At 69.8% G+C, this 19,656-nt stretch carries 17 protein-coding genes; 15 read left to right on the plus strand and 2 right to left on the minus strand.

Annotation, left to right across the window (positions count from 1 at the left end; translation table 11 throughout):
- Positions 1-337 precede the first annotated feature (337 nt).
- Together ACWDX7_RS07725 and ACWDX7_RS07730 are read left to right on the plus strand one after the other, a co-directional pair.
- Positions 338-694, plus strand: coding sequence for an STAS domain-containing protein (locus ACWDX7_RS07725; RefSeq protein WP_451489197.1), 357 nt, complete (start codon positions 338-340; stop codon positions 692-694).
- A gap of 910 nt (positions 695-1,604) precedes the next feature.
- Positions 1,605-2,069 carry a hypothetical protein gene (locus tag ACWDX7_RS07730; RefSeq protein ID WP_451489198.1) on the plus strand — a complete coding sequence of 155 codons (465 nt, stop codon included), beginning with the start codon at positions 1,605-1,607 and terminating at the stop codon, positions 2,067-2,069.
- Between the two features lie 25 nt (positions 2,070-2,094).
- Here the strand turns inward: ACWDX7_RS07730 and ACWDX7_RS07735 are convergent, their stop codons facing one another.
- Complete coding sequence (locus ACWDX7_RS07735; RefSeq protein ID WP_451489199.1) at positions 2,095-2,961, minus strand: helix-turn-helix domain-containing protein; 867 nt, start codon at positions 2,959-2,961, stop codon at positions 2,095-2,097.
- A gap of 671 nt (positions 2,962-3,632) precedes the next feature.
- On the opposite strand from ACWDX7_RS07735, the gene ACWDX7_RS07740 reads away from it, so the two are divergent.
- The 11 genes from ACWDX7_RS07740 (at position 3,633) to metF (ending at position 16,683) form a co-directional block, all read left to right on the plus strand.
- Positions 3,633-4,412 carry an alpha/beta fold hydrolase gene (locus ACWDX7_RS07740; RefSeq protein WP_451489200.1) on the plus strand — a complete coding sequence of 260 codons (780 nt, stop codon included), beginning with the start codon at positions 3,633-3,635 and terminating at the stop codon, positions 4,410-4,412.
- 126 nt (positions 4,413-4,538) lie between these two features.
- Positions 4,539-5,231: a type 1 glutamine amidotransferase domain-containing protein gene (locus tag ACWDX7_RS07745; RefSeq protein ID WP_451489201.1), complete on the plus strand. Its 693-nt coding sequence runs from the start codon at positions 4,539-4,541 to the stop codon at positions 5,229-5,231.
- 89 nt (positions 5,232-5,320) lie between these two features.
- Positions 5,321-6,022: a phosphoribosylanthranilate isomerase gene (locus ACWDX7_RS07750; protein WP_451489202.1), complete on the plus strand. Its 702-nt coding sequence runs from the start codon at positions 5,321-5,323 to the stop codon at positions 6,020-6,022.
- Positions 6,022-6,693: a uracil phosphoribosyltransferase gene (upp, locus tag ACWDX7_RS07755; protein ID WP_451489203.1), complete on the plus strand. Its 672-nt coding sequence runs from the start codon at positions 6,022-6,024 to the stop codon at positions 6,691-6,693. Before ACWDX7_RS07750 ends, upp begins: the two co-directional genes overlap by 1 nt.
- A gap of 103 nt (positions 6,694-6,796) precedes the next feature.
- On the plus strand, positions 6,797-7,480 hold the full coding sequence (locus tag ACWDX7_RS07760) for an NAD(P)H-dependent oxidoreductase (RefSeq protein ID WP_451489204.1): 684 nt from the start codon (positions 6,797-6,799) through the stop codon (positions 7,478-7,480).
- Positions 7,481-7,614: 134 nt separating this feature from the next.
- Positions 7,615-11,712: an amino acid adenylation domain-containing protein gene (locus ACWDX7_RS07765; RefSeq protein ID WP_451489205.1), complete on the plus strand. Its 4,098-nt coding sequence runs from the start codon at positions 7,615-7,617 to the stop codon at positions 11,710-11,712.
- A gap of 4 nt (positions 11,713-11,716) precedes the next feature.
- Complete coding sequence (locus tag ACWDX7_RS07770) at positions 11,717-12,682, plus strand: pseudouridine-5'-phosphate glycosidase (protein WP_451489206.1); 966 nt, start codon at positions 11,717-11,719, stop codon at positions 12,680-12,682.
- A gap of 68 nt (positions 12,683-12,750) precedes the next feature.
- Positions 12,751-13,470: a HemK2/MTQ2 family protein methyltransferase gene (locus ACWDX7_RS07775; protein ID WP_451489207.1), complete on the plus strand. Its 720-nt coding sequence runs from the start codon at positions 12,751-12,753 to the stop codon at positions 13,468-13,470.
- A gap of 104 nt (positions 13,471-13,574) precedes the next feature.
- A complete protein-coding gene (metK, locus tag ACWDX7_RS07780) occupies positions 13,575-14,798 on the plus strand; it encodes a methionine adenosyltransferase (protein ID WP_451489208.1) in 1,224 nt (407 codons plus the stop codon).
- Between the two features lie 2 nt (positions 14,799-14,800).
- Entirely contained in the window at positions 14,801-15,784 is a 984-nt protein-coding gene (locus ACWDX7_RS07785; protein WP_451489209.1) for a carbohydrate kinase family protein, read from the plus strand.
- A complete protein-coding gene (gene metF / locus ACWDX7_RS07790; RefSeq protein ID WP_451489210.1) occupies positions 15,781-16,683 on the plus strand; it encodes a methylenetetrahydrofolate reductase [NAD(P)H] in 903 nt (300 codons plus the stop codon). Before ACWDX7_RS07785 ends, metF begins: the two co-directional genes overlap by 4 nt.
- A gap of 88 nt (positions 16,684-16,771) precedes the next feature.
- On the opposite strand, the gene ACWDX7_RS07795 is transcribed toward metF, so the two are convergent.
- On the minus strand, positions 16,772-17,647 hold the full coding sequence (locus tag ACWDX7_RS07795) for a LysR family transcriptional regulator (protein ID WP_451489211.1): 876 nt from the start codon (positions 17,645-17,647) through the stop codon (positions 16,772-16,774).
- Positions 17,648-17,914: 267 nt separating this feature from the next.
- Between ACWDX7_RS07795 and ACWDX7_RS07800 the strand changes: the two genes are divergently transcribed.
- Positions 17,915-18,556 carry a mycothiol-dependent nitroreductase Rv2466c family protein gene (locus ACWDX7_RS07800; RefSeq protein WP_451489212.1) on the plus strand — a complete coding sequence of 214 codons (642 nt, stop codon included), beginning with the start codon at positions 17,915-17,917 and terminating at the stop codon, positions 18,554-18,556.
- 54 nt (positions 18,557-18,610) lie between these two features.
- Entirely contained in the window at positions 18,611-19,564 is a 954-nt protein-coding gene (locus ACWDX7_RS07805; RefSeq protein ID WP_451489213.1) for an EamA family transporter, read from the plus strand.
- The last annotated feature ends 92 nt before the right edge of the window (positions 19,565-19,656 follow it).

Here is a 19,656-nt window from a genome sequence, read left to right on the forward strand (position 1 = left end):
GTACCGTACCGTCACCGTCTTGTCGCCCCCTTCCCCGTTCCAGCCGTTTTCAGCCCGAACGGTGCCGACGACCCCATGGTTCCCTGCCCGTGCGCCCTGTCGCCCTGGGAAAGGCGGTGCGCCGGCCCGTAAAATGGGCGGCCGTCCCAGCATCGGCCGCACTGGGATGGAGACCGGGACACAGGCGGGGGTGAGCGGTGGAAGCCAGCACCCGCCAAACAGTGGACGGACAGGGGACAGACTCCTCACCCGCTGGGTACGGGAGTCAGCGAGGACACCGCGCCGCACGCCCCGTCCGTGCCACCCCGCCGCACACCCAATCCCCACAGGAGGACCGGTGACCGACCACCCCTTGACCGTCACCCGCGAAAGCCATCCCGCCGGCACCACAGTGCTGGCCGTAGGCGGCGACCTCGACCACCACACCGCGCGGGGCCTCTCGCAGGCCCTGGACGACACGCCCTTCGACTCGGGCAGCCAGCTAGTGCTCGACCTGTCAGAACTGACCTACTGCGACTCCACCGGTATCACCGTGCTCGTCACCGCCTACCGCCGAGCCGAGGCCATGGGCTCGGCCCTGGTCCTCGCCGGGGTCAACCCCGACCTGATGCGCGTCTTCGGCATCATCGGCCTCGACCAGATCTTCACCTTCCAGCCCACCGTCCGCCGCGCCGTCGACGCACAGCCCTCCTGAGCGGGCTTCCCAGGCAGCGGCAGACGGAGCTGCCGGGGTGAGCGTGCCGATCATGGCCGGGAAGCGTCGGGTGATCGGCATGGTCGTCGCGCGACCTCTCCGACGGCGCCTGACTCGATATGGCCGATTCTGATGCGCGCCATCAGGCCGACGTCGAACTCCGTTGTTCGATACTGCTCAGTTTCGGCCAGATTCTTGTACATCTCACCACGGCGGATGCCTGACATTTATCGTGACTGCGGCAAGATCGAGCCGCGGTACGCGGGACCGAGGCCGGCCGACACGCTCAGGGGGAGCGATTTAGGTATGAATAAACGGGGCCATCACCACACCTTGCTCGCCATGTCGGTCTGAACGCGCGCGCAGAGGCGCGGCATACGGGGACTTCCGGACCAATAGCCTGGCCACAGGAGCGAACTTCACAGCCGAAGATTCGACGATGAGCTGCAGCGACGGAGAAGTCTCACCCATCACGCCGCCCTCATCGCACGTCCGCGATCCGATGCGCGAACCCGGCTTCGAACGTGTCCGCCTTGAGCAGGCAGGCGATCCGCCGCACGGTTCACCCGGAAAAAAGCTCACGCTGCGGACATATGCGACACACAGGGGTTCCAGCACGTCGACAACCTAGTAAAACAACGCTCGCGTGCCCGTACGACCTCGCGAGCAGCCGTGCACAGGAGGGGGAATGCACCATGCTCAGGCTAGGCCGCTCGCATACCCGGCGCCGGGAATCAGACCGAGGGGGAGCCGATCAGCGGCAGCCCATCACGACGGGAACCGCGGAATGAGCCGGATCACCCGTCGCAACAATCCGGAATCCGGGTTCCTCTCAGAATTCTACCCCCACCTACGCGCCGACCAACTGCACTTTCAGGCCGAAAGGGAATGTGAGCGCCTGATCGCCTCCATGCCCCTCCCTGACCCCTTCGACTTCGACCAGCTGGTCAGGAACATCGCGGAAGTCAGGGGCCGACGGATCGTCATCAAGCCGCTCCCGGAGCACTTGACCGGAATCGACGGCATGTGCGGCCTCCTCGTCAGGCACGACACACATCCAGTCGACCTGATCCTTCACCTCAAGGGCCGCTCACCGTCCCACGAACTTGAGTTGAAGGTGCACCAGCTGGTGCACCTCTGGGCCGGGGACAACACCGGCATCGTCAGACCGCCCGACATCCTGCGGGAGGGCTCGGTGATCCCGCCGGACGGCCGGCTCTCGGCGACCGGGACCCCGGAACACGACGCACTCATCGAACTGCGCGCCGACTACGCGGTGCGGCTCATCTGCCACAGGGGTACGCACCGGGCCGTCAGCGGGGGCCGGCCGCCGCGCACCGTCCCACACCGGGACCCAGCCCCAGCCCGGCCGTGAAACCCGGCAGCTGCCGCCGAACCGATTACGCCGGGCGCCCGTTGTCGTCATCGGCCAAGATCTCCCCCATCGTCTCGCCGATGAAGTCGCGGAGCTGGTCCCAGGATTCCTTGGGCATGTCCTGGCCCGCACCGCGCGCGACCATCACGGTGAACCGGTTGCGCACGGCCCGGGTTGACAGGATCAGGGCGTCGACCTCCGGATCGTCCTGCCGGAAGTAGACCGGCGGCACGTCGAAGGCGAGCGCCAGGGCATCGAGGGCCTCCCCCTCCGGTTCGGCGACCTCGCCGGCCCGCAGCGCCCGGACGGTGGCCTCGGTGAGCACCGTGGAGCCGCTCTTGCGGTTTCCCTCGGACGCGAGGTGCGCGTCCGAGGGAGCCACCCCTCCGTAGACCTCGGTGCGCAGCGACTCCAACTTGCGGGCTACGCGGGCACCGTCGGCCGACGGCTCCTCCTGCGGCTCTTCGGGCCGCCCGAAGGAACGCCGCTGCGCGGCGAGCAGCTCGGCGCGGGTCACGTTGTAGGCGGCGGCCAGCGCCGTCACCGCCCGGTCGGACAGCGGCCGCTTGCCCTGTTCGGCGGCCCTTACAGGCATGGGGGACGAGGTATTGGTGTAGCGCGCCGTGTCCGCCTGAGTCATCCCCGCGTCGCACCGCAGGTCAGCGAGATTCGGTGATTCGGCGCGCGGAAAGAGTTCGTTGAGATCGGCATCCAGGAATGCGGCGATCGCCGGCAATCGCTCCGGAGGCGGAGCTGCCAAGCCGTTCTCCCAGCGATAGACGGCGTTCGCCTTCACGTGAAGTCCCTCGGCCAGAGCGGCCTGCGACAGGCGTTTGATCACACGGCGGTCACGCAACTTACCGCCGTCGAAGACGCGGTCGGGCATGGGCATGCTCCACAAAGTAAGGGTTCAAGGGATTCTAGTGCCCCGCGTGGGGAAGATCCTTGCATCCGAGATACCGGCATACGGTCGTGACTCTCTCCGGCATCACACCCACCTTCCCGAATGCCGCCCGTACCGCACCTAGCTTGTCCCAATTTTTCCTTGTTTACTGGCCTTTCTTTCGGGTCGTCGCACATCTCCTGGAAGGTGCGGCGAGGTGTCAAGCCATCTTCGAGTGCCCTACAAACGCTTGACGAGATCACCTGAAGTAGATAAATTCTGCTTCAGGTGATCGGGGGGTGGTCGCCACATCCAACGACAGCCGCCACCCCGGGGATTGGGGAGGAGGCGCGAGCTAACGGGGAGCCCTCTCCCTGGTTTCCGACCCCTCGTGTCCGCGGCACAACCGCACCGCCCTCCGCCCGAGGTCGGTACAACAAGGCCGGATCCTTTCTGGCGTTACGGCCGACGGCCATCCGGTCCACCACCATCCGTCCGGCCTCCTCCCGGCGCGGTCGAACGGTGTTGTCGAAATTCCCGAGCATCTCCATACCGGCGGAACACGGCGGCCCGCCTCCACTCGAATCCGGTGGGCCGACGCAATTCGCCGTGCACTCCGCAGTCCCGCATTCCGATTTCGCGCCAGCGCATTCTCACGTCGTCACAGGAGGCGATCCGTCATGCCCACGATCTCCGTCGGTAACTCGCACATCCACTACACCGTGACCGGCGAGGGTCCGGCCCTGTTGCTGGTGCACGGCGTGGGCAAGGGCGGCCAGGTCACCTTCGGCCACCTCGTCGAGGAGTTCGCCCGCCGCAACACCGTCATCCTTCCCGAGCTGTCCGGCAGCGAGACCGCTGCGGACGACGGCACAGCGCTGACCGTCGAGCAGCTTGCCGCCGAGGTCGCCGCCGTCATCGAGCACGCCGGCCTCGGCCCCGTGGACCTGGTGGGCTTCTCGCTCGGCGGGGCCATCGTCGCCGCCACCGCCGCCCTTCACCCCGAGCTCGTCCGCCGTCTGATCCCCGTCGGCGGCCTGGTCAAGTCGGACCTCTACATTCAGAACCTGATCGGTCTGACCCTGAGCCAGAAGCACGACCCGAAGGCCTTCGGCCGCGTGCTCAGCACCACCGCCTTCAGCCCGCGCTTCATCCGCAGCCAGGCGAGCCTGAGCGACGTGGAGAACCTCGGCTCCGAGCTGAGCCCCTCCAGCGGCCGCATCCGCCAGCTTGAGCTGCTCGTCCAGGTGGACATCCGCGACCTCGTCGGAAAGGTTCAGGCGGAGACCCTCGTACTGGCCCCCTACCCGGACGCCGCGGTGCCCGCCGAGCACTCCCGTGAGCTGGCCGCCGCCATCCCGAACTCCTCCTACACCGAGATCGACAGCGGCCACATGGTGATCTTCGAGAAGCCGGTCGAGTTCGTGAAGCTGGTCCAGGACTTCATCCACAAGGCCTGACACCCGCCGAGCGCGATCCGACCCGTCGTTCACCACCATCCAGGCGCGGCCCGCCGGAGCCCGGCGGCCGCCTGGCCGCACCCGACCACCCGCGGAGCACTCCGCAGCGATTCCACAGGAGGAAGCATGGCCAAGATCCTGCTTGCCGTCAGCAGCCACGATGTCTTGGGGGACACCGGCAACCGGACGGGCTACAGCGTCTCCGAGGCGGCCCACCCCTACAACGTCTTCATCGGCGCCGGCCACGAGGTCGACTTCGTCTCCGTGCGCGGCGGCGAGCCGCCGGCCGTCGTCTTCGACGGCGAGGAGAACGACCCGGAGATCATCGGCTTCCTGGCCGACGAGACCGTCAAGGGCAAGCTCGTGGCCACCCGCCGGGCGGCTGACGTGGACCCCTCCGAGTACTCGGCCATCTTCTACGTCGGCGGCCACGGCGCCATGTGGGACTTTCCCGACTGTCCGGACCTGGCCCGCATCGCCATGGACATCCACGGCCGCGGCGGGGTCGTCTCCGCCGTCTGCCACGGCCCGGCCGCCCTCGTCAACCTGCGTCTGCCGGACGGCACCCACCTCGTGCGCGGCAAGCGCGTCGCCTCCTTCAGCAACGAGGAGGAGAACTCGCTGGGCCTCGTCGAGGTCATGCCCTTCCTGCTCGAAGACCGGCTGAAGGAGACCGGGGCGCTGCACGCCAAGGCGCCCATGTACGAGGCCCACACCGAGAGCGACGGCCGGGTCATCACGGGGCAGAACCCCGCCTCCGCCGCCCCTGTGGCGCGGCTCGTCGTCGCCGAGCTCGGCCGGGCCGCCGGCGCCCGCTGAGGCGAACCCCGGTTCCACCGCCGTCGTCACGGACCCATCCCATCGCAGACCGGCCCCGGCTCCGACCGCCGCGGCCCAAGGAGGCAGACATGTACGGCTTGATCCAGGTCGCGGGCATCATCGACCAGTCCGAGGCCGACCTCATCATCGAGGAGGGCGCGGACTGGCTCGGCTTCGCCCTGCGCCTTCCCGCCAAGAACGAGGACCTGTCGGAGGCCGAGGCCGCCGCCATCGTCAAGGCGATTCAGCCGGGCAACAAGGGCGTCATCATCACCTACCTGACCGATGCCGACGAGATCGCCGCCTTCTGCTCGGACATGGGCGTCGGCGCGATCCAGCTCCACGGCGATGTGACACCCGCCGAGCTGCGCCGGCTGCGGACCCTGGCCCCGGATCTCTACGTCCTCAAGAGCCTCGTGGTGAAGACGGACAACATCGACGAGCTGCGCGAGGTCGTCGAGACCTCCGCCGAGTGGGTCGACATGTTCATCACGGACAGCTTCAACCCGGCCACCGGCGCCAAGGGGGCGACCGGGCTGACCCACGACTGGGCCGTCAGCGCCGAACTCGTACGGATCTCCCCCAAGCCCCTGATGCTGGCGGGCGGGCTCACCCCGGAGAACGTCGCGGCGGCCATCGAGGCCGTCCGCCCCGCCGCGGTGGACGCGCACACCGGCCTGGAGGACCCCGCCACCCGGCGCAAGGACCGTCAGAAGGTGCGCACCTTCGTCCAGGAGGCCCGCGCCGCCTTCGCCCGGGTCGCCGCGGAGGACGGGCGGAGCCGGTCCTGATGGCCACGCGAACCGAGCCGCTCCGAGGCGTGACCCACCTGCTGCCCCAGACCAACCGGCTGCGCGCCCTGCACTCGATCGTCCGTGACCACCAGGCCAAGCGGGAGGACTTCGTCCCCGCCGCGAACCGGATCATCCGCGGACTTCTGGACGCCGCGCTGGACCTGCTCCCCTACGAGCCCCGCGAGGTCCGCACCCCGGTCGGCCGGACCTACCCCGGCCTTTCCCTGGCCTCACAGGTCTACGGAGTCTCCATCGCCCGGGCCGGCGACAGCATGGAGTCCGAGCTGCGCGTGATGGCGCCGGAGACCCGCCTGGGCAAGATCCTGATCCAGCGGGACAAGGTCACCAAACTCCCGCACCTGCACTACGCGGCGCTGCCCGCCGGCATCGACCGGGGCCACGTACTGCTCCTCGACCCCATGCTCGCCACCGGCGGCACCGCGCTGGCCGCGATCGGCGTGCTGCTCGACCACGGCGTGCCCGAGGAGCACATCGTCTTCGTGAACCTGCTCTCCGCCCCCGAAGGGATCAAGGTCGTCCACGACCGTCACCCCGAGGTGCGGATCGTGACCTCCTCCATCGAGGAGCGGCTCAACGAGCACGCGTTCATGCTCCCCGGCATCGGTGATTTCGGCGACCGCTACTTCGGGACCGACATCCCGGCGTGAGCGCCCTCCCCGTCGGAGAGGGCGGGGCTCCGCACCCCTGGACTGCGCACCCCTGGAACCCCGCCCTCCGGCCCTTCGACCACCGCAGTAAGGAGCACTCCCCGTGTCCACCGCCGACACATCCCCGTCGAGGACGAAGATCTCGATCGTCTACTACTCGGGCACCGGCAACATCCACAAGCTGGCCGTGGCCGCCGAGGAGGCCGCCGCGAAGAGCGGCGCCGATGTCCGGCTGCGCCGGGTCCCCGAGTACGTCGAGGCCTCCCTGGCCCCCGAGTTCACCGAGTGGACCGAGGCGTGGCGCGAGAACGCCGAGGCCGTCAAGGACATTCCCACCGCCACCGCCGATGACCTCGACTGGGCCGACGCGATCCTGCTCGGCAGCCCCGGCCGGTTCGGCATGATCGCCGCGCCGCTCAAGCACTTCATCGACCTGGCCTGGCCCCTCAACGCGCGCGGCGGCCTGGCGGGCAAGGTCATGTCGTCGTTCACCTCGACGGGCGCCCCGCACGGCGGCCAGGAAGCGACGATCCTGTCGCTGAACACCGTCTTCTACCACTGGGGCGGGATCATCGTGCCGCCCGGCATCACCGACGACATCATGACGGCGCCCAGCAACGGCAACCCGTACGGCGTCAGCTCCGTCTCCGGGCGGCAGGCGATTCCGGGCCGGCTGGCTGAGCACGTCACCGAGGACAACCTCGCCGCCATCGCCTACCAGACCCGCCACATGGTCGAGGTCGCCGACGCGCTGCGAAGGGGCCGGACGGCCGACGCGCATCGGTGACCAACCGTCAGGGCCGCGGCACGACCACGCAGCACTCGGCCGGTCCCCACACCGGCCGAGTGTCCGCCACGGGCGGGTGACCACCGCAACCCCCGCCCACCACACGGCACACATGCACACCCAGGGGGACTCACATGACCACCGACGCGTCTGGCCGGAGCCCGGCCACCCGCCTGTCGTTGCCCGAACTGCTCCTGCGCACAGCCGCCGAACGCCCGGACGACACGGCCGTGATCAGCGGCGACGAACACATGACCTTCGCGGGACTGGTGGAGCGAAGTCGAGGACTGGCCGGGCGTTTGCGGGACCTCGGCGTGAGCGCCGACCAGTGCGTGGGGCTGTTCGTCGAGCCCTCGTCCGACCTGATGATCGGGGTATGGGGCATTCTGTTCGCGGGCGGCGCCTACCTGCCGCTCGCCCCGGAGTACCCCGAAGAGCGCCTGCGCTACATGATCGAGCACTCGGGCGTGAAGGTGATCGTCGCCCAGGGTCACATCGTCGAGCGGCTGGCCGCGCTGGCCCCCGCGGACACCGTGATCGTCCGGGTCGAGGACGCCCGCCACGGCGCCCCCGGCGCGGACGTCGACATCGCCCCCGACTCGCTGGCCTACGTCATCTACACCTCGGGCAGCACCGGCCGGCCCAAGGGCGTCATGATCGAGCACCGGAGCATCGCCAGCCAGATGTCCTGGCTACGGGCTGCCCACGGCATCGACCGCACCCGGGTGATCCTGCAGAAGACGCCGATCAGCTTCGACGCCGCCCAGTGGGAGATCCTCGCCCCGGCCGCCGGTTCCGTCGTCGTGATGGGCGGCGCGGGCATCCACCGGGACGCCGAACGGCTGGTGCACGCGGTCAAGACCCACGCGGTGACCACGATCCAGTGCGTCCCGACCCTGCTCCAAGCGCTTCTGGACACGCAGGAGTTGCATTCCTGCCTTTCGCTGGAGCAGGTCTTCACCGGCGGTGAGGCCCTCTCCAAGCCCTTGGCCCGCGCCCTGCTGGAGACCCTCCCCGGGGCCGATCTGATCAACCTCTACGGGCCCACCGAGTGCACGATCAACTCGTCGTCCTTCACCGTGGCCAAGTCCACCGTCGGCGACGGCCCCAACTCCATCTCCATCGGCGCCCCCGTCGACGCCACCCAGTACCACATCCTCGGCCCCGACCTCACCGAACTGGCAGTGGGCGAGATCGGCGAGCTGTACGTCGGCGGCATCCAGGTCGCGCGCGGCTACCTGCACCGGCCCGACCTGACCGAGCAGCGTTTCGCGGACAACCCGTTCGGTCCCGGGCGGCTCTTCCGCAGCGGCGACCTCGCCTACTGGAACGCCGACGGCACCGTCCAGTTCATCGGCCGCGCCGACAACCAGGTCAAGCTGCGCGGGTTCCGTGTGGAGCTCGACGAGATCAGACTCGCCATCGAGACCCACGACTGGGTCCGGCACGCGGCCGTGCTGGTCAAGGACGACCCGAGGACGGGCTTCCAGAACCTGATCGCCTGCGTCGAGCTCGACCCGAAGGAGGCCGCCCTGATGGACCAGGGCAGCCACGGCGCGCACCACCAGTCCAAGGAGAGCAAGCTCCAGGTCAAGGCCCAGCTGTCGAACCCGGGCGTACTGTCCGCAGCCGAGCTCGCCGGCCTCCCCGTCCTCGACCTGCCCGGTCGGACACCCACGCCGGCCCAGCGCAGCCTCGCCTTCGCCCGCAAGACCTACCGCTTCTACGAGGGCGGCGCCCCGGTGGCGGAGTCCGACCTGCTGAAGCTACTGGCCCGCCGCCCCACCGCCGTGCGCGGGCGGGAGCTCGCGGAGCTGGACATCGAGGAACTCGGCGCGGTCCTGCGGAACTTCGGGCAGTACCTGAGCCCCGAGCGGCTGCTCCCGAAGTACGCCTACGCCTCACCGGGTTCCCTGTACGCCACCCGGCTGTACCTGGAGATCACCGGCTTCCCGGGAATCTCCCCGGGCATCCACTACCACCACCCCATCAGCCACCAGCTGGTGCTGGTCTCCAGGGCCCCGGAGCCGGAGGACGCGAGCGCGGGCCCCCGGATCCGCGCCCACTTCCTGGGCCGGCGCGGTGCCATCGAGCCCGTCTACAAGAAGAACATCCGGGAGGTCCTGGAGATCGAGGCCGGCCACATGGCCGGACTCTTCGAGGAGGTCCTGCCGCAGTACGGCCTCGACATCGAAGCCGCCCCGTTCGTCCCGGCGGTCAAGGCCCGGCTGCGGGTCGCGGACGAGGACCACTACCTCGGCGCCTTCGACTGGGTGCCCTACCGGGGGCCCCGCACGGACGAGGACATCGACCTGTACGTCCAGATCCACCACGGCAAGGGGCTGGACCGGCCGGCCGGCCAGTACCTCTTCGAGGGCGGCCGGATGCGCCTCGTCTCCCGCGACCTGATCCTGCGCAAGCACGTCATCGCGATCAACCAGGCCGTCTACGACCGGGCGGGCTTCGGCGTCTCGGTGATCAGCCGCAGTCCGCAGGAGTGGCGGCGCTACATCGACCTCGGCCGCACGCTCCAGCGCCTGTCGATGAACGACCTGGACATCGGCTTCATGTCCTCGGGCTACAGCTCGCAGGGCGGCGACGACCTGCCCTCCGCCCGACGGATCGACGGCATCCTGCGCGAGCTCGGCCGGCCCGGCGGCGCCTCGTACTTCTTCGTCGGCGGCCGGGTGAGCCAGGAGCAGCGGCGGCACGAAGGCATGCGGGAGGACGTGGTCCACATGCGGGGGCCCGCGGAGCTGATCCGCGACGACCTCGTCAACTACCTGCCGGACTACATGATCCCGAACAAGGTGGTCGTCCTCAACGCTCTGCCGACCACCGCCAACGGCAAGATCGACCTCAAGGCCCTGGCCGCCTCCGACCAGGTGGACGTGGGGGCGGGCGACCGTCCCTACGTGGCCCCCCGGACCGAGACCGAACGCCGGGTCGCCGCGCTGTGGAAGCAGGCGATGAAGCAGGAGAGCGTCTCCGTACAGGACGACTTCTTCGCCTGCGGCGGCAACTCGCTGCTCGCCGTCGGCCTGATCAACCGCATCAACCGGACCTTCGGGGCCGAACTGCCGCTGGAGGTGATATTCACCGCGCCGACCGTGGAGGGGCTGGCCCGCCGGATCGCCGGCGAGCCGACGAGCGACACCTCGCGCCTGGTCCCCTTGCAGCGGGAGGGCTCCGGACGCCCCGTCCACTGCTGGCCCGGTCTGGGCGGCTACCCGATGAACCTGCGGCTCCTGGGAGAGCGGCTGGGCACGGACCGGCCGTTCCTCGGGGTGCAGGCGTACGGGATCAACCCGGGCGAGGCGCCGTACAAGACGATCCGGGAGATGGCGGCCGAGGACGTGAAGGCCATCACGAGCCGGCAGCCGGAGGGGCCCTACACGGTGTGGGGGTACTCCTTCGGAGCCCGGGTCGCCTTCGAGGCCGCGTACCAGCTGGAGCAGGCCGGTCACGCCGTCGACCACGTCTTCCTGATCGCCCCCGGCTCGCCCAAGGTCCGCACGGACGGCGGGACCGCGGAGGCTGGCGGGGTCGCCGGCGAGCGTGTCGCCTCCTTCGCCGACGAGGCCTACGTGACGATCCTCCTGTCGGTCTTCACAGGCACGATCAGCGGCCCGTTGCTGGAGAAGTGCCTCGCCGTGGTCAAGGACGAACAGGATTTCGCCGGCTTCATCAGCGAGAACTTCCCGAACCTCGACATCGACCTGGTGCGCCGGATCATCCAAGTGGTCGGGACCACCTTCGAGTTCAGCTACACCTTCCGCGAACTGCGGGAGCGACGGATCTCGGCGCCCATCACCATCTTCAAGGCGCAGGGGGACGAGTACTCGTTCCTCGACGGCAGCAGCGGCTACTCCTCCGCCCCGCCCACCGTCGTCGAATTGCAGGCCGACCACTACTCCCTGCTCAGGGCACCGGACATCGACGAGCTCGCGACGGCCATCCGCCGGCGCCTGAACATCCGGAAGGACACCGTCATGCCACACGTCAACATCAAGCACTTTCCGATGGCACTCAGCGACGAGCAGCAGTCCGAGCTGGTGTCGGCGGTCACCAAGGCGGTCACCGACGCCTTCGGCTGCGATGAGGGGGTGGTCTCGATCGCGGTCGAGTCGATCGACAAGGAGCTCTGGAACGAGGAGGTCTACATCCCGGAGATCGTCAATCGCAGACACATCCTCGGCAAGGTTCCGAATTACGGCCCCGACACCCACTGAAAAGATGGCTGTGACCCCTACGACCTCTCCTGCCCACCAGGACATCCCGCTCGTCTTCAGTGCCGAGGTGGCCGACGCGCTCCACGAAGGCCGCCCGGTGGTGGCGCTGGAGTCCAACGTCATCACGCACGGCCTGCCGTACCCGGACAACGCCGCGACCGCCCGGAAGGTGGAGGAGGCCGTCCGGGCGGGCGGCTCGGTCCCGGCCACGATCGCCGTGGAGAGCGGCAACATCGTGGTCGGCATGAGCGACGCCGACATCGACCGGTTCGCCTCGACGCCGGACATCCCCAAGGTCAGCAGCCGGGACATGCCCGTCATTCTGGCCCAGGGCCGGATGGGCGCACTGACGGTCGCCTCCTCCGTGGTGGCGGCCGAGCTCGCGGGCATTGCGTTCTTCTCCTCGGCCGGCATCGGCGGGGTGCACCGGGGCGCGGACAAGACCATGGACGTGTCCTCCGACCTGATCCAGTTCACGCGCTCCAAGGTCGCGGTGGTGTGCGCCGGTGCGAAGAAGATCCTGGACCTCGGCCTGACGCTGGAGTACCTGGAGACCCAGTGCGTACCGGTGGTCTCGTACCGGTCGGACGACTTCCCCGCCTTCTACTGCGTGTCCAGCGGTTTCCGCAGCCCGCTGCGGCTGGACGACGACGAGGTGATCGCCCGGTCGATCGAGAACCACTGGGCGCTGGGCAACAACAGCTCGTTCCTGATCACCACGCCGGTCCGGCCGCAGGACGCGATCCCCGGCGACGAGGTCGACGCCGCGATGACCGAGGCCATGGCCGCCGCCCACCGGGACGGCATCCGGGGCCAGGCGATCACGAAATACCTCATGCGTGCGGTGGACGCGGCCACTGAAGGCCGCTCGTCCAAGGCCAACATGGCCGTGCTCATCAGCACGGCCGAGGTCGGCGGCCGGCTGGCCGCGGCGCACGCCCGGCTCCGGGCCGGGTCCCGGTCCGTCTGACGGACGCCCCCAACCCCCTCGAACCCAACGCGCGTTCCTCGCGCACGACCATGAATGGATACGACACCATGACGAAGCTCGACCAGTCCACGTCCGAAGCCGAGTCCTACCGCCCGCTCGTCTCCCGGGAGCGGGTGGAGAAGATCAAGGAACTGCGCCGGGCCATGGCCTCGCACGGCGGCGGCGACGAGGGCGAGCAGACCCATCCGTTCCTGGGCCTGACCTTGCGGGTCCCCTCCCAGGTCATGACCCCCTGCCCCGTGTCCCCGATGCTCGGCGGCGCGGTCTTCGCCGAGGTCGAACCGGGTGACCGGGTCCTCGACATGGGCACCGGCAGCGGCTCGCTGGCCCTGATCGCCGCCAAGAAGGGCGCCGATGTCCTGGCGGTGGACCTCAACCCTCACGCCGTGGCTGCCGTCCGTGTCAACGCGGAGCTCAACGGCGTGGCCGACCGAGTCGAGTCACGCGAGAGCGACGTCTTCAACTCGGTCGAAGGCCGCTTCGACCTGATCGTCTTCAACCCGCCGTTCCAGTGGTTCGCCGCCAGCGACTACGCGGACGTCGCGGGCACCGACGCCGGCTACCAGGCACTGACCCGCTTCTTCCGCGAGGCCCGCGCCCACCTGACGGAGAAGGGACGCATGATCCTCTTCTTCAGCACCATGGGTGACGTGGAGTACTTCGAGAAGCTGGTGGCCGACGAGGGCTTCGCCCACGAAGTGGTCTTCTCCACCACCCGGCCCGTCTTCGACGTGCCGGTCGAGTTCACCGTGCACCGCCTGTCCTGATCACGGATACCCGCCGGGGCCTCCCCTCCATCGGGGAGGCCCCGGCCCGACGCAGGCCCTGAGGTCCCCATCCACGCACGTCCGTACGACAGGAGCGCCACGCCGTGTCCCAACGCCTGTTCACCTCCGAATCGGTGACCGAGGGCCATCCCGACAAGATCGCCGACCGGATCAGCGACACCGTGCTCGACGCCCTGCTGGCCCAGGACCCGCGATCCCGGGTGGCGGTGGAAACCCTGATCACCACCGGCCAGGTGCATGTGGCCGGCGAGGTGACCACTTCCGCGTGGGCCGACATCCCCGCACTGGTCCGTGAGGCCGTCCTGGAGATCGGCTACGACTCGTCCGCGAAGGGCTTCGACGGTGCCTCCTGCGGCGTCTCGGTCTCCATCGGCGCGCAGTCCCCGGACATCGCGCAAGGCGTCGACACCGCGTACGAGAGGCGCGTCGAGGGTGCCGCCGGTGGTGGGGAGGGAGACGAGCTGGACCGGCAGGGAGCCGGTGACCAGGGCCTGATGTTCGGCTACGCCTGCGACGAGACCCCGAACCTGATGCCGCTGCCGATCGAGGTGGCGCACCGGCTGTCACGCCGGCTGACCGAGGTCCGCAAGGACGGAACCATTCCGTACCTGCGTCCCGACGGCAAGACCCAGGTGACCGTCGAGTACGACGGTGACACCCCGGTCCGTCTGGACACGGTGGTGGTCTCCTCGCAGCACGCGGGCGGCATCGACCTCGACGCCCTGCTGACCCCCGACATCCGCGAGCAGGTGGTGGAGCACGTCCTGGCCGGTCTGGTGGCGGAAGGCATCAAACTGGACACCGGGGGCTACCGGCTCCTGGTGAATCCGACCGGGCGTTTCGAGATCGGCGGCCCGATGGGCGACGCCGGCCTGACCGGCCGCAAGATCATCATCGACACGTACGGCGGCATGGCCCGCCACGGCGGCGGCGCGTTCTCCGGCAAGGACCCCTCGAAGGTCGACCGTTCCGCCGCGTACGCGATGCGCTGGGTCGCGAAGAACGTGGTCGCGGCCGGGCTGGCCTCGCGCTGCGAGGTCCAGGTCGCCTACGCCATCGGCAAGGCCGAACCGGTCGGTCTGTTCGTGGAGACCTTCGGCACGGCCAAGACCGACGGGTCCCGGATCCAGAACGCCATCACGCAGGTCTTCGACCTCCGCCCGGCCGCGATCGTCCGCGACCTGGACCTGCTGCGCCCGATCTACGCCCAGACCGCCGCGTACGGCCACTTCGGCCGCGAGCTGCCGGACTTCACCTGGGAGCGGACCGACCGCGCCGAGGCTCTCCGCGCAGCCGCTGGGATGTGATCATGGACATCGCCGTCACCGGATCCATCGCCACCGACCATTTGGCGACCTTCCCGGGGCGCTTCGCCGAGCAGATCATCCCCGAGCGCCTGGCAACGATCTCCCTGTCGTTCCTCGTAGACGACCTCCAGGTGCGCCAGGGCGGCGTTGCCGCGAACATCTGCTTCGGACTGGGCCGGCTCGGGCTGACCCCGGTGCTGGTCGGCGCCGCCGGCACGGACTTCGCCGAGTACGACGCACGGCTGCGCGCCTGCGGTGTGGACACCGGATCCGTCCGGCTCAGCACCACGCGCCACACAGCCCGCTTCATGTGCACCACCGACGTCGACCACAACCAGATCGCCTCCTTCTACCCGGGCGCCATGGTGGAGGCCCGGGAGATCGACCTGGACGAGGTCGTGGACCGCGTCGGCTCCCTCGACCTCGTCCTGGTCGCCCCCGACGTGCCGGAGGCGATGGTCCGCCACACCAGGGCGGCGCACGCCGCCGGCATCCCGGTCGCGGCCGACCCCTCACAGCAACTGGCGCGGCTCGACGAGGAGTCGACCCGGCTGCTCGTGGACGGGGCCCGGTTCCTCTTCACCAACGCGTACGAAAGCGCGCTGCTGCGGCAGCGGACCGGCTGGAGCGAGGCGGAGGTGCTGGCGCGCGTCGGCGTGTGGATCGTCACCAGGGGCGCTGACGGGGTCTCGATCCTGACCTCCGACGGGCCGGCCGAACACGTGCCCGCCGTCGCGACGGACCAGCCCACCGACCCGACCGGTGTGGGCGACGCCTTCCGCGCCGGCTTCCTGGCGGGCCTCTCCCGGGGCCTGCCCCACCGACGCGCGGCCCAACTGGGCTGCGCCGTGGCGACGATGGTCCTCGAAACCTTCGGCACCCAGGAGTACAAGCTGCTTCCCTGGGACTTGTCGGAGCGACTGCTTCGGGCCTACGGGGCCGAGGTGGCGGCGGAGATCGGTTCGTGGCCCGGGGAGCCCGCATGACGGAGCTGCGCGAGCTCCTCGCCGCCGGGACGCCCTCGTTCTCCTTCGAGTTCTTCCCACCCCGGACGGAGGCGGGCGCGGCCCGCCTGTGGGAGGCGATCCGCCGGATCGAGGCGTTCGCCCCGAGCTTCGTCTCGGTCACCTACGGGGCCGGGGGGTCGTCGCGGGACCGCACGGTCGAGCTGACGAAACGGATCGCGGCGGAGACCACGATGCGGCCGGTCGCCCACCTCACGGCGGTGGCGCACTCGGTCGCCGAACTGCGGCACGTGATCGGCCAGTACGCGGACGCCGGCGTCCGGGACGTCCTGGCCCTGCGGGGAGATCCGCCGGGTGACCCGAACGCGCCCTGGATCCAGCACCCGAGCGGCTTCTCCCACGCCTGGGAGCTGGTCCGGCTGGTGCGGGAATCGGGAGCGTTCAGCGTCGGCGTGGCCGCATTCCCCGAGGGCCATCCGCGTTCGCCCGACGGGGAGTCCGACGTCCGGCACTTCGTGGCCAAGTGCCGCGCGGGGGCGGACTACGCGGTCACCCAGATGTTCTTCCGGGCCGAGGACTACCTGCTGCTGCGGGACCGGGTCGTAGCGGCGGGGTGCGACATCCCGATCATTCCCGCGATCATGCCGGCCACGGACGCCCGCCAGATCGCCCGGTTCGCCGAGCTGAGCGGGGCCACGTTCCCGGCGGACCTGGCCCGGCGGCTGGAGGCGGTGGGCGGCGGGGCGGCAGGCCGGCGGATCGGCGTCGACTTCGCGGTGGCCATGGCCGAACGGCTGCTCGCCGAGGGCGCTCCGGGGCTGCACTACATCACGCTCAACCGGTCCACGGCGACCTCGGAGATCCACCGCGCGCTGCGGGGCTCCGGCCTGACCGAACCCGCCCTGGCGGCCCGGGCCTGACCACGGCCGGAACGGTCAAGGAGGAGCCGGGGGCGGCCACCACCCGATGCGGGCGGGCCGCCCCCGGCTCGTCCGCGCGCGCCCGCGTTCACTCCTCCTCGATGCCCAGCAGCTCCAGGAAGGCGGCGGCCGCCGGGGTGCGGCTCTCCCGGCCCCAGATCACGTACTCGGCGCGGGCCGGTGCGTCCGTGACCTCGATCGTGGCCATCCCGGCCAGGCCGGCGACGTACCCGGGCGGAAGCAGGGCCACGCCCAGGCCCGCGCCGACCAGGCGGGCCAGGTAGTCCGCGTTGGTCACCTCGAAGGCGACCTCGCGGGTGAGACCGGCGGCGGTGAAGGCCAGATCCGACTGGGCCCGGCCGGCGGTCTTCGCCGGGAGGTCCACGAACACCTCCGAGGCCAGCCGGCGGAGGTCGACCGAGGTCTCGCCGGCGAGCGGGTGGTCCGGGCAGACCACGGCGACCAGCCGCTCCCGGGCCAGCTCCCGGGCCATGACGCCCCGAGGGCGCGAGGTGACCGGGATGCCGAGAAAGGCGACCTCGATGTCGCCCTGCCTGACCTGCTCGACCAACTCGTCGCTCGCTCCCACACTGAGGCTGATCCGGGCCTTCGGATGGCGCTGGTGGAAGTCCCTGAGAACGGCGGGAATGTCCACGGCGGCGACGGTGGGGATCAGACCCACCGCGAGGCGTCCGCGCACCTCCCCGACGGCCGCCGCGACTTCGGCCGCGGCCCGCTCCGCCGCGTCCAGGCACTGGCGGGCGGCGGGCAGGAAGGCCGCGCCCGCCGCGGTCAACCGGACTCGGCGGCTGGTGCGTTCGAAGAGCCTCGCACCCAGTTCCTTCTCCAGGCGCGCGATCTGATGGCTGAGCGCGGACTGGACCACAAGGCAGCGCTGCGCGGCCCTCGTGAAGCTGTTCGTCTCGGCCACGGCGATCACGTACCGCATCTGCTGGAGCTCCATGGATCCATCGTGATACGAGATCCATCACGTGACAAGCATGTGTTGGACTCATTGATGCCACCGACCCGACACTGGTGACGACCGCACACGGCAGGAACGTCTACGGGCCGGACTCAGCCGGGGCGCCCGCGATCGGGGCCCCTCCGGCATGCCCGAAGTCGCTCCCTCCGTTGCCCTCTTCCCCAACTCCCGCACCTGGGCGCACGGCGCCGAGGCATGCCGGCGCGCGCCCTCGCGCCCGTGACACTGAAAGGACGAGCGACCGCCATGAGCACCACGCCACCGCGTTCCGAGACGACCGTCGCCGACATCTGGGTGGACCCCCGCTGCCCTTGGGCGTGGATCACCTCACGCTGGATGCTGGAGGTGGAGCAGGTCAGGCCGCTGGAAACGCGTTTCCACATCATGAGCCTGTCCGTCCTCAACGAGGGCCGTGAGGTTCCGGAGAAGTACCGCCAGGGCATGATCGACGGCTGGGCCTGCGTCCGCGTGTGCGTCGCGGCGCAGCAGCGGCACGGCGACGAGGTGCTGCGCCCCCTCTACAACGCCATGGGCCGTCTGATCCACCACGAGAAGGCCGGGCTCGGCCACGACATGATCCGCGCCGCCCTGGAGGAGGCGGGTCTGCCCGCCGACCTGATCGAGGCCGCGGAGGACCCCTCCTGGGACGAGCCGCTGCGGGCCCGGCACCACGAGGGGATGGACCCGGTCGGTTCCGAGGTCGGCACCCCCGTGATCCACGTGCCCGGCCCGGAGGGGAAGCCGCTGGCGTTCTTCGGCCCCGTACTCACCCCCGCCCCCCGTGGCGAGGCGGCCGGAACGCTCTGGGACGGCGTACTGGCCGTGGCGAGCGTCGACGGCTTCTTCGAGCTGAAGCGCGGCCGCGACCGCGACCCGATCTTCGACTGAGCCGGACGGACGGACATCGCCAACCACGGTGATTCCCGCGGGATTTGAGGCAAGATGACGAACAGACAGAATGTACTCACGGCTGCCCTGACCGGCCTGGCTCCGGCGGTCTGGGGCAGCACCTACCTGGTGACCACCGAACTGCTGCCACCGGACCGTCCCCTCCTGGCGACCACCATGCGGGCGCTGCCCGGCGGCCTGGTACTGCTGGCCCTCGGCCGGAAGCTTCCGGTCGGCAGCTGGTGGTGGCGCGCGCTGGTGCTGGGCGTTTTGAACATCGGGGCCTTCAACTTCCTGCTCTTCGTCGCTGCCTACCGGCTCCCGGGCGGCATCGCCGCCATGATCATGTCGGCACAGCCCATGTTCGTCGTCATCCTCGCCGCCCTCTTCCTCAGCGAGCGGATCAGACCCGTCCACGCGCTGGCCTGCGCGATGGGCACCGGCGGCGTGGTGTTGCTCGTCTTCAGGGGCACGTCGTCGCTCGACGCCATCGGCGTACTCGCCGCGGTCGGCGGAACGCTGTGCATGGCCTCGGGCATCACACTGACCAAGCGGTGGGGCCGGCCGGAGGGCGTCGGACTGCTCACCTTCACCGGGTGGCAACTCACGGCGGGCGGTCTCGTCCTGCTGCCGTTCTGGCTGTCGCTGGAAGACCTTCCCGACCAGGTCACCGGCTCCAACGTCATAGGGTTCGCCTACCTCATCACCCTGGGCGCGGTCCTCAGCTACATCGTCTGGTTCCGGGGCATCGAACGCCTGCCGGCCGTGGCGGTCTCCTTCCTCGCGCTGGGCAGCCCGGTCGTGGCGACCCTGCTGGGCTACCTCGTCAAGGACCAGGTGCTGTCCGCCCTCCAGATCGTCGGCATGGTCGTCATCTTCCTGGCGGTCGTGCTCGGCCAGCCGCGCCCACCCAAACCGAAGCCCGAGGGGACCGCCCCGGCTCCACCCCGCACCACCGTCTCGAACCTCCCCGACCAACCCGCTCTGGAACAGGAACGCAGCGGATAACGGCGGGCGCACCTCCCCACGCCATGACCTCCTCGTCGGACCCCGGCGCCACGAGGCATTCGCGTACTACGCCTGACCACATCCGGAGAGAT

The organism is Streptomyces sp. NPDC003034 (genome assembly GCF_053591375.1).

Coding starts and splice junctions, on each gene's coding strand:
- ACWDX7_RS07730 (WP_451489198.1), top strand. CDS start 1,605: ATGCCCCTCCCTGACCCCTTCGACTTCGACCAGCTGGTCAGGAACATC.
- ACWDX7_RS07735 (WP_451489199.1), bottom strand. CDS start 2,961: ATGCCCATGCCCGACCGCGTCTTCGACGGCGGTAAGTTGCGTGACCGC.
- ACWDX7_RS07740 (WP_451489200.1), top strand. CDS start 3,633: ATGCCCACGATCTCCGTCGGTAACTCGCACATCCACTACACCGTGACC.
- ACWDX7_RS07745 (WP_451489201.1), top strand. CDS start 4,539: ATGGCCAAGATCCTGCTTGCCGTCAGCAGCCACGATGTCTTGGGGGAC.
- ACWDX7_RS07750 (WP_451489202.1), top strand. CDS start 5,321: ATGTACGGCTTGATCCAGGTCGCGGGCATCATCGACCAGTCCGAGGCC.
- upp (WP_451489203.1), top strand. CDS start 6,022: ATGGCCACGCGAACCGAGCCGCTCCGAGGCGTGACCCACCTGCTGCCC.
- ACWDX7_RS07765 (WP_451489205.1), top strand. CDS start 7,615: ATGACCACCGACGCGTCTGGCCGGAGCCCGGCCACCCGCCTGTCGTTG.
- ACWDX7_RS07770 (WP_451489206.1), top strand. CDS start 11,717: ATGGCTGTGACCCCTACGACCTCTCCTGCCCACCAGGACATCCCGCTC.
- ACWDX7_RS07775 (WP_451489207.1), top strand. CDS start 12,751: ATGACGAAGCTCGACCAGTCCACGTCCGAAGCCGAGTCCTACCGCCCG.
- ACWDX7_RS07785 (WP_451489209.1), top strand. CDS start 14,801: ATGGACATCGCCGTCACCGGATCCATCGCCACCGACCATTTGGCGACC.
- metF (WP_451489210.1), top strand. CDS start 15,781: ATGACGGAGCTGCGCGAGCTCCTCGCCGCCGGGACGCCCTCGTTCTCC.
- ACWDX7_RS07795 (WP_451489211.1), bottom strand. CDS start 17,647: ATGGAGCTCCAGCAGATGCGGTACGTGATCGCCGTGGCCGAGACGAAC.
- ACWDX7_RS07800 (WP_451489212.1), top strand. CDS start 17,915: ATGAGCACCACGCCACCGCGTTCCGAGACGACCGTCGCCGACATCTGG.
- ACWDX7_RS07805 (WP_451489213.1), top strand. CDS start 18,611: ATGACGAACAGACAGAATGTACTCACGGCTGCCCTGACCGGCCTGGCT.